The organism is Pseudomonas mandelii (assembly GCF_024138395.1).
In the GTDB taxonomy this organism is placed as follows: domain Bacteria; phylum Pseudomonadota; class Gammaproteobacteria; order Pseudomonadales; family Pseudomonadaceae; genus Aquipseudomonas; species Aquipseudomonas mandelii_E.
This window is the reverse complement of sequence record NZ_JAMYDU010000058.1, coordinates 1-1178: the sequence shown is the minus strand read 5'-3', so window position 1 is coordinate 1178 and position 1178 is coordinate 1. Positions and strand designations below refer to the sequence as shown.

Genomic DNA, 1178 nt, shown 5'->3' with positions numbered 1-1178 from the left:
TGTGGGAGATTCTATGTTGCAGGACAACCCCGCAACTTCAGGTCGGCTGGTATTCGCTCTGATTTTTCATCAGGGCAAATGCCACCCGGCAGAGCTTCCGGGCAAGGGCCACCAATGCCTGGGTTTTCGAGAAGCCTCTTGCCAGGTACGACTCGTAAAACGGTTTCCATTTGGCCGAGCGACAGGCTGCCATTGCAGCGTTGTAAGCCAACCGGCGTACTTCCGGATCGCCTTTTTTGGTCAGATACCGGGGGCCGTTCTTCTTCCCGGAATCATCGACCGTCAGGTCCATCCCTAGAAAGGCGATGAACGCATCACTATTGGCAAAATCACCGCGCATGAAGGTGGTCGCCAACCCGGTTGCAGTCAGCTCGCCAACGCCTTCGATGGCTTTGCAGCGGTCGATATTCTCTTCAATACCCGCCTCTTTGCTGACCTTGCGCAGCAGTTTCTGAATGGCCTGATCCGCTTGCTTGAATGCCTTCTGCTGAGCGGCCTGCACTTTCTTCAACAAGGGTTCATTGGCCCAGCTCAGCATCAGGCCGGCATGGTTCTGGATCAGCGTTGCACGTCTGTGGAGCAGGCTTTTCAGCGAGGTGTAGGCCTTGGGTGGTGGGCTCCAGATCCGCAACCCGTCTTGTTCGTTCGTCAAATAGCGCGCCAGCAGACGGGCATCGCAGGGATCGTTCTTGGCTCGTTGGCCGATGCCGCGGCGATAGTTGCTCACCCGATAAGCATCCACGACATAGACCTGATGACCCATCGCATGGGCCAGCTCGATGGTGTCCAGGTGGTAGATGTTGGTGGCTTCAACGGCGATAGCGCTTTGGGCGGGCAATGTTTTAAGCCAGCGCTTGAGGGCTGTTCGATCGTTCTTGATGGGGTCAGTGGTTTGCAGGTCGGAGCGATAGACGACTATTTCGGCCTTGGCGATATCGATGCCAACAACCGTCTGCGAAGTAAGGATTGCCATGACAAATCCTCGGAGCTAGGGTTTATGAGCTTGTCGGGGTCTACCGTTGCGCTGGCTTGCCTCTATCGTCGGTTTTACCGATGAATTCCTTATCGGCGCTTTGGGTAGAAAGGGCGGGACGAGAAGTCTCCCACGGTCCGTACTGGCGAGAGTCGGAATCGAGCCTTTAGTCACGCCCACCCCTTCAAGTCTAAACATACAAGCG

The 1178-nt window shown here is 55.9% G+C and carries 1 pseudogene; it reads right to left on the bottom strand.

Annotation, left to right across the window (positions count from 1 at the left end):
* Window positions 1–11: 11 nt before the first annotated feature.
* Window positions 12–973 (bottom strand): annotated as a pseudogene (locus NHU87_RS28295) (IS110 family transposase).
* Between the last annotated feature and the right edge of the window lie 205 nt (window positions 974–1178).